Raw genomic sequence first — 8,252 nt, 5'->3', positions numbered from 1 at the left:
TTCCCATCAGCCATCGCATCAAGAAATGCGCCTGGAACGACGACTATCTCATCAATGCCATCACTCATATGCGATAGCCCTGCCCTTGCGGGGGAGATGTCCGGCAGGACAGAGGGGGGTGCGAAGGATCGCCGACGCTTATTCTCCGTCGCGCCCGCCGGCGCAAAAAATCAGCTCTTGTTGGCGGCCAGCACCAGCACCGGCTTTTCGCTGTAGAGATTGGGGAACAGCCGCTTCAGATTCTCGACCTTGGGCAGATCATTGTAGACGATATAGGGATAGGTCGGGTTGAGCGTCAGGAAGTCCTGGTGATAGTCCTCGGCCGGATAGAAGGTCTTGCCGGTCTCCAGCGTCGTCACGATCGGCTTTGCAAACACCTTGGCCCTGTCGAGCTGGGCGATGTAGCTTTCGGCGATCTTTTTCTGCGTGTCGTTTTCGGCAAAGATCGTCGAACGGTACTGGGTGCCGCTGTCCGGGCCCTGGTAGTTCAGTTGCGTCGGGTTGTGCGCCACCGAGAAATACACCTGCAGCAGCTGGCCGTAGGTCACCTCGGACGGGTCGTAGGTGATCTCGACGGATTCGGCATGGCCCGTCCGGCTGGTGCCGACCATTTCATAGACGGCGGTGTCCTTGTCGCCGCCGGCATAGCCGGAAACGGCGCTGGTGACGCCCTTGACGTGCTGGAACACGCCTTGGACGCCCCAGAAGCAGCCGCCGGCGAAGACCGCCTTTTCGGTCCCGGCGGTGGCCTTCTCGTCCATTGCCGGCGGCGGGATCACCACCGCGTCTTCGGCCGAGACTGCCGGTGTCTGCCAGAACACGGCAGCAGCAGCCGTGAGGATGAGCGCGGCAAGTGCTGCTTTTGCGAAAATCGACGATCGTTTCAGGGCTCCGGTCATGTCTGATCTCCCATGATGCTGGTGTGGATTATACGACGGATAGATCCGCCGGGCTCTCACATTGCTGTGCGCATCGCCTATTTGGCCGGAGCCATGGCATCGCAGGCCTTGGTCGCCTCTGCCTTCTTCATGGCGTCCGTCTCGGCGGCGGCCTTGTCCATGCAGTCGGCCTTCATCGGATCGCCCGCCTTCATCGCAGTTGTGGCCATTGCATCAAGCGCCATGGCGCCGGCCGGCTTCATGGCATCGGTTGCCGGCTTCATGGCGTTTGTCGCCATGGCGTTCGCCGGCTTCATCGCATCTTCGGCCCGCGCCGCGCCTCCGGCGAACAGCGCCGTCGAGCAAAGTGCGAAGGCGAGTGCCGCCAGGGTCGGGCGATTGGTCAAACGATTGGTCATGATGATCTCCTTGGGTTTGGCAGGGGTTGATCGCATGCGGCGGCGCCGCTGCGGCGTTGCGCAAATTTCGGAACGTGTTCTAATTCGCTGCGGCAGCAAGGATCGGCCCGCCGCCCGGCACCTGCACCAGCACCGCTGTGCTGAGGCCACCCGTCGCCGCCGGCAGTGGCAGCGCGGTGGCGTCGCCGGTCCAACTGCCCAGCCTGGTCAGCGAATGCACGACATTGGCGTGCGGCAGCGTGCGGCCGGTGTTTTCGCCGCGCGCCACCGGCACCTCGACGACGCCCTTGCCGGTAGTGAACCAGCCAGACGTCGGCCCTGCCGCCGGGCACCGGACCGGCGCCGATGCTGATCTTTCCGCCGGCGAGCGACAGCGAAGGTCCGTCACCGTGGCCGCCGCTCGAAATCAGCTGCTCGATCTCGCCCGGCCTGGCGCCGACGGCATCGGCCCTGCCGTTGACCACCACTTGCGGCGTGAACGGGCCGGAACGGCCGAGCGACGGTTCATAGCGGACCTGGCGCTGCGTGAATTCTTCTTTGCCGAATGTGTCCTTCCAGCCGAGATAGTCCCAGTAGGTGACGTTGAAGGACAGCGCCAGCACGCCGGGCCGGTCCTTGACCTTGATCAGATTGGCGTTGGCCGGCGGACAGGACGAGCAGCCCTGGCTGGTGAACAGCTCTACGACGGTCAGCGTCTGGCCGGCGGCCGCGCTGGTTACCGAAAAACCGATTGCCGGAAACAAAGTCGCGGAAAACAGCGGGCTGTGCTTCGTTCCGATCCGGTCATCGCTGTTCTCCTGTGCGGTTCCATGTCCACACTTCGCCGCCGACACACGGTTCGTTACAGCATCACCGCTTCGTGATTGAGGAGAAGTCCAAGTTTTTCGTCTTAGGGATTGGCGAGAGCGAGGCGACATCCGATCTCCCCCCTTGTGGGCGAGATGTCCGGCAGGACAGAGGGGGGCGCCACCGAGCGTCATCCTACGTGGACGCCGAGTAACGCCAACTCGATGCTAGGATGGGCCAAGCGGATTGGAGGTTGCCAGATTTGCAAATTACGAGAGCCGCGGGACAGCGCCCCCCTCTGGCCTGCCGGCCATCTCCCCCACACGGGGGGAGATCGGCACTTGGCCCGGCTATTGCGTAAGCACGGTCTCCGAAGGCCGCTTGTTGAAGGCGCATTTGCCGGTCACAAAATAGGAAAAATCGGCGTCACCTACGGTGTTGTTGGTAAGTGATCCGCCATCTTCCCACGCTTGGCTGCTGGTGGTGCCGCACGGCACGGCCGTAAAGATGTCGACAGTCGTATTGGCTAGCGTCTTGACCTTGTCGATGAACAATCGATCGGAAGTGACCGGATCGTCCGATCGCAGGGTTGTCTTCGTGCCTGAGGCCAGATAGCCGCCGCCAAGACCAGGATTGGGATTCGGAATCTTCATCTCGAGAGACAGGTTGTCGATGTCCTTCACATCGATCACCGCACCGGCGCCGGTCGCGGGATACATCGTGTTGACGCAGGTGGTTGCGTATTTCTTGGTGCCGCTGGTCTGAGTGATTGTGCCGGTGGGCAAGCCGTAGAAGCTGAGCACCGTGGCGGTCGTGCATACTTGTTTCTGGACCAGCGTCTCCGTCGTTCCGTTGATCGTGTAGACAGAGGACGTTCCGTAACCTTTGGGATCGCCAAACCTGTTGTGTACGTAGGAGATCCTCATCAGCTTGTTAGCCACCGTGTCACCGGGTTTGGTGCCGTACAGCGTCACCGTCTTGTCCCACCAGCCAGAGATCTTGTCGACCTTGAACGTCGCCTCCACCAGTGCCGGCCGCTTTGTCACCGCCGACGCAACGCCGACCTGCACCGTATTGATCTTGACGATCTGCATGAAACTTGTCGGCATGGCGAAGCCGGCCGAAGCCTTGATGCTGGCTGCGCCGTCGGTGGCGACGACGAAGCTGTCGAGCTTGGCCGTGCCTTGCCCGCCATTGGCCAGGTACACCTCCTGCAGCTTCACCTGGCGGTCCGCCAACGTCGTGGTCGTCTCCAGCGTCGTAATCGACAGCGACGCAGCATCGAGTGCGCTCTGCATCGAGGCCCTGGTTGAAACCGCCGAGGTATAGTCGATGGAAAAACCCAATGCGGCAACCATCGGGATAAGCAAGATGGCGAGCAATGGCGCGAACGAGCCGCTCACCGATTTGAGAAATTTGCGTGCGGACAGCGGCATTCCGATCCCCCCGAAACGGCGATGGCCAGTGGACTATCACGCCGCGCGCGAACTATGCTCTAATCTCATGGATCAAAGTTTAACGACTTTGCCGCCCCGCCGCCGCACCCGCGCCCCGCCGCTTGCCGATGTAGCGTGCCCCTGCTAAAGCGCGCCGCATGACCACGCCGATCAAAAACATCCGCAACTTCTCCATCGTTGCCCATATCGACCATGGCAAATCCACGCTTGCCGACCGGCTGATCCAGTCGACCGGCGGGCTGGAGCTGCGCGACATGAAGGAGCAGGTGCTGGATTCGATGGACATCGAGCGCGAGCGCGGCATCACCATCAAGGCGCAGACGGTGCGGCTGAAGTACCACGCCAACAATGGGCAGGACTATATCCTCAACCTGATCGACACGCCCGGCCATGTCGACTTCGCCTATGAAGTGTCGCGCTCGCTCGCCGCCTGCGAAGGTTCGCTGCTGGTCGTCGACGCCTCGCAAGGCGTCGAGGCGCAGACGCTGGCCAATGTCTACCAGGCGATCGACAACAACCACGAGATCGTCGTGGTGCTGAACAAGGTCGACCTGCCCGCCGCCGAGCCCGAGCGCATCCGCGAGCAGGTCGAGGAGGTGATCGGCATCGACGCCTCCAACGCCGTGCTGATTTCGGCCAAGACCGGCCTCGGCATTCCCGACGTGCTCGAAGCGATCGTCAACGATCTGCCGCCGCCGCGCGAGGGCGACATCACGGCCCCGCTGAAGGCGATGCTGGTCGACAGCTGGTATGATGCCTATCTCGGCGTCATCGTGCTGGTCCGCATCATCGACGGCGTGCTGAAGAAGGGCCAGACCATCCGCATGATGGGCACCGGCGCCAGATACCTGGTCGAGCGCACCGGCGTCTTCACGCCCGCCCGCATCAATGTCGATGAGCTCGGCCCCGGCGAGTTCGGTTTCTTCACCGGCTCGATCAAGGAGGTTGCCGATACCCGCGTCGGCGACACCATCACCGAAGACAAGCGCCCGACGGCACAAGCCCTGCCCGGCTTCAAGCCGGCGCAGCCGGTGGTGTTCTGCGGCCTGTTCCCCGTCGACGCCGCCGATTTCGAAGACCTGCGCGCCGCCGTCGGCAAACTGCGCCTCAATGACGCGTCCTTCTCCTTTGAAATGGAAACCAGCGCCGCGCTCGGCTTCGGGTATCGCTGCGGCTTCCTCGGCCTCTTGCATCTCGAAATCATCCAGGAGCGGCTGGAGCGCGAGTTCAACCTCGACCTCATCGCCACCGCGCCCAGCGTCGTCTACCGCCTGCTGTTGAACGACGGCACGGTCAAGGAACTCCACAACCCGGCCGACATGCCCGACGTGGTCAAGATCTCCGCCATCGAGGAGCCATGGATCCGCGCCACCATCCTCACCCCCGACGACTATCTCGGCGGCATCCTGAAGCTATGCCAGGACCGGCGCGGCATCCAGGCCGACCTGTCCTATGTCGGCAAGCGCGCCATGCTGATATACGATTTGCCGCTCAACGAGGTGGTCTTCGACTTCTACGATCGTCTGAAGTCGATCTCCAAGGGCTACGCCTCCTTCGACTATCATTTGACCGACTACAAGGAAGGCGACCTGGTGAAAATGTCGATCCTGGTCAATGAGGAGCCGGTCGACGCGCTGTCGATGCTGGTCCACCGCACGGCGGCGGAAAAGCGCGGCCGCCAGATGTGCGAGAAGCTGAAGGAGCTGATCCCGCACCATCTGTTCAAAATCCCGATCCAGGCGGCGATCGGCGGCAAGGTCATCGCCCGCGAAACGATCTCGGCGCTGCGCAAGGACGTCACCGCCAAATGCTACGGCGGCGACGTCTCGCGCAAGCGCAAGCTGCTCGACAAGCAGAAAGAGGGCAAGAAGCGGATGCGCCAGTTCGGCAAGGTGGATATCCCGCAGGAGGCGTTTATCCAGGCGCTGAAGATGGGCGATTGAACGGGGTTACGCCCATTTCCCCCGTGGCCGGGCTGTTCCCAATTTCGAGCTGACCGAACCGCCTCCCGATGCGATTAAATATGCGCCGGCCAATGCCCTTCGCTTTAGGCAGCGGGCCGCCATTGGAGAAGGTCCCGTCTTGAAGTATCCTTGAGCTTGGAAGGGAGGTCCCGATGCGTCCCGCCAGCCCTGCTATCTCCGACACGATCGCCGCGATCGGCCTTGCCATCGGCGGCGCGATGGGCCTCGTCGGCACCTTCGTCGAGAGCGCGTCCCTTCGCGAAACACTCTGGACGATCGACGGCGTCGCACTGGTGGTAGCAACCGCGCTGCTGACGATGAAATATCAGCGGCTGGGCAATGACTGCGTGGCGGCCGGATTTCTGACCTTTCTCGCCGGCGAGAGCCTGCTGCTCGCCGGCAATGCGGCGGGGCTTGAGGCCAGCGTGCCCTCCTATGTCGGCGGTATCTCGCTCTGGGCGGCGGCGCTGATCATGGTCAGCGCGCCGAAAACCTTCGCCCTGTGGATGCGGCTCACCGCTGTCGTGGCGGCTGTGCTGTTTGTCGTCTCAGTGGGCCTGATCCTCTGGGGCACCCCTTTGCTGCCGACCTCGGCGCCGCTGCCCGCTGCCGGATATCCCTTCCTGGTGCTCACATTCATCGGCTGGATATGGACCCTGCTGAAGCCCGATCGTTGAGCCCGTCGGACCGCCCCTCTCCGGCAGCTTCGCGGCCACCTCTCCCCCACCATGTGGGGGCGAGGAACCCAGGTCTTGTGAGGCTTCGGCGATTGGCGGTTTCCTCGCCCCACGAAGTGGGGAGAGGTGGTTTGCGAAGCAAACCGGAGAGGGTTCTTCCTTAGCAGCCTCGCGCGTCTTGCGACGCAAATGCCGCAATCACCTCTTCCACCCTTCAACCCGCCATGCCATGTTCCCCCCGCGCGGCCGAGCAGGCCGTTTCATTCCGGGGGGAATCATCATGTTGTCTTACGCTTTCGCGCGCCGCGTTGCCGCTGCGCTGTTCATCGTCGGATTGTTTGCGCCCGTCGCGCATGCCGGCGATGTCACGTTCGAGATCAAGAACAGCCATCCCAACGCCATGCGCGTCGAACTGTACAGCCAGGACCGCGACCACGTCTGGCCGGGCAACAATCAGGATTATTATCTCAACGACGGCGAGACCAAGTCGATCCCGCTGTCCTGCAATGACGGCGAATCGATCTGCTACGGCGCCTGGGTCGATGGTGACGAGAATACCTATTGGGGTGTCGGCCCCGCCAACGCGGAAAAATGCGACGATTGCTGCTACACCTGCAGTGGCGGCGAGACCGAGGAAATCGATCTGGTTCCGTGAACTGTCTCCCTTTTGTTCGAGGGCTATTGCACACCGGCAAGCGCCCCCTCACCCGGATTGCCAACCGAATTGCGAAGGGGAATTCGGGGCAATCCGACCTCTCCCCGAGGGGAGAGGAGTCGCCTGCACTGGCGCCAGCCTCTTCTCCCCTCGGGGAGAAGGTGGCCGCGAAGCGGCCGGATGAGGGGGACTCCTGTATGCGATTGCCTCACCCTTGTGGGCCAGGTGGTCGTACAGAGGCCATAGCAGCGGAGCGCTGTCCCGCCAGCGTCGGCCGGCAACGCCGGAATTCAAAGCTGAAACAAAAAACCCGCCTCGGTGGGGCGGGTCGTTGGAGCCGATTGGCACCATAGTCAAATTAGTAGCATAGCTGCCGGCACAAAGCAAGAACAAAATGTAGTGCTGCGAGCAAAAAATGCGAATTCCCTTCCCGCCGCGCCCGAGGTCGGCCCTCACGAGGTGGAGAATGCTGCCTTGACGTCGTCCTGGCCGTCGCCATAGCGTAGTCCGAGAGGAGATCCCACCCATGGCAGTGGTCGAAGGCGAAAACATAGAGATCGGCTTTTCGGGAAAACGTTGCATCCATTCGCGCAACTGCGTGCTTGGCGATCCGCGTGTCTTCGTGCCCAATGCGCCCGACCAGTGGATCCACCCCGAGGCGGCCAGCGTCGAGAAGATCGTGGCGCTCGCCGAAGGCTGCCCGTCCGGCGCCATCACCTATGTCCGCAAGGATGGCGGGCCGCAGGAACAGCCGCCGGTGCTCAACATTGTGCGCATAAGGGAAAACGGCCCGCTGGCCGTGCATGCCGAGATCGTGCTGGGCGGCGAAACATTTTACCGCGCCACGCTCTGCCGCTGCGGCGCCTCGGAAAACAAGCCGTTCTGCGATGGCAGCCACGCCAAGGCGGGCTTCACCGCCACCGGCGAGCCGGCGCTGAAAGACACGCCGGCATTGGAAGCGCGCGATGGCCCGCTCACCGTCACGCCGACCACCAACGGCCCGCTCAAGCTCGAAGGCAATCTCGAAATCGTCACCGGCACCGGCCACACGGTCGACCGCACGCAACGCACCTTCCTCTGCCGCTGCGGCCACTCCGCCAACAAGCCGTTCTGCGATGGCAGCCACAAGCGCGTGGGGTTTGTCGGGTAATTGCCAAGGTTGCGATCCGTCACACCCCCCTCTGTCCTGCCGGACATCTCCCCCTCAAGGGACCTGTTGCGCAGTCATGAGCAAAAGCTTGCGGCGGCGGGGTTGCGGCGGTTGTTCGCTTTGCGGGGGATTTGACGTCTTGTTTGGGGTTTCAGGCGGTCGTCCGACCCTGTATGGGCGGACTCAGGCGCACCTATCCCGCGATAGCGGCCCATCGGCGCATGTTGAAGGCGATCGCCGCCATCGTCACCTGGGCGGTCGCCTTG

Annotated in this window: 7 protein-coding genes and 1 pseudogene; 4 read left to right on the top strand and 4 right to left on the bottom strand. The window is 62.8% G+C overall.

Annotated features, from left to right (window positions below):
* Positions 1-170 precede the first annotated feature (170 nt).
* From msrA to NKI01_RS30605, 4 genes and pseudogenes are all read right to left on the bottom strand, one after another.
* On the bottom strand, positions 171-899 hold the full coding sequence (gene msrA, locus NKI01_RS30620) for a peptide-methionine (S)-S-oxide reductase MsrA (protein ID WP_352593261.1): 729 nt from the start codon (positions 897-899) through the stop codon (positions 171-173).
* A gap of 77 nt (positions 900-976) precedes the next feature.
* Complete coding sequence (locus tag NKI01_RS30615) at positions 977-1,297, bottom strand: hypothetical protein (RefSeq protein WP_352965825.1); 321 nt, start codon at positions 1,295-1,297, stop codon at positions 977-979.
* A gap of 79 nt (positions 1,298-1,376) precedes the next feature.
* Positions 1,377-2,055, bottom strand: a pseudogene (locus NKI01_RS30610) (DUF1223 domain-containing protein).
* A gap of 378 nt (positions 2,056-2,433) precedes the next feature.
* On the bottom strand, positions 2,434-3,519 hold the full coding sequence (locus NKI01_RS30605) for a TadE/TadG family type IV pilus assembly protein (protein ID WP_352593266.1): 1,086 nt from the start codon (positions 3,517-3,519) through the stop codon (positions 2,434-2,436).
* A gap of 158 nt (positions 3,520-3,677) precedes the next feature.
* On the opposite strand from NKI01_RS30605, the gene lepA reads away from it, so the two are divergent.
* The 4 genes from lepA to NKI01_RS30585 all read left to right on the top strand — a co-directional run bounded on the left by lepA (position 3,678) and on the right by NKI01_RS30585 (position 7,986).
* A complete protein-coding gene (gene lepA / locus NKI01_RS30600) occupies positions 3,678-5,483 on the top strand; it encodes a translation elongation factor 4 (protein ID WP_352593269.1) in 1,806 nt (601 codons plus the stop codon).
* Between the two features lie 173 nt (positions 5,484-5,656).
* The gene (locus tag NKI01_RS30595; RefSeq protein WP_352965820.1) at positions 5,657-6,181 is read left to right on the top strand and encodes a hypothetical protein; all 525 of its coding nucleotides are present in this window, start codon (positions 5,657-5,659) and stop codon (positions 6,179-6,181) included.
* A gap of 280 nt (positions 6,182-6,461) precedes the next feature.
* On the top strand, positions 6,462-6,836 hold the full coding sequence (locus NKI01_RS30590; RefSeq protein ID WP_502896353.1) for a hypothetical protein: 375 nt from the start codon (positions 6,462-6,464) through the stop codon (positions 6,834-6,836).
* A 526-nt stretch (positions 6,837-7,362) separates the two neighbouring features.
* The gene (locus NKI01_RS30585) at positions 7,363-7,986 is read left to right on the top strand and encodes a CDGSH iron-sulfur domain-containing protein (protein ID WP_352910931.1); all 624 of its coding nucleotides are present in this window, start codon (positions 7,363-7,365) and stop codon (positions 7,984-7,986) included.
* Positions 7,987-8,252: the final 266 nt, after the last annotated feature.

The organism is Mesorhizobium sp. M0815 (assembly GCF_040319995.1).
Taxonomy (GTDB): domain Bacteria; phylum Pseudomonadota; class Alphaproteobacteria; order Rhizobiales; family Rhizobiaceae; genus Mesorhizobium.
The sequence above is the reverse complement of the archived record's forward strand: the minus strand, read 5'-3'. Positions and strand labels throughout refer to the sequence as shown.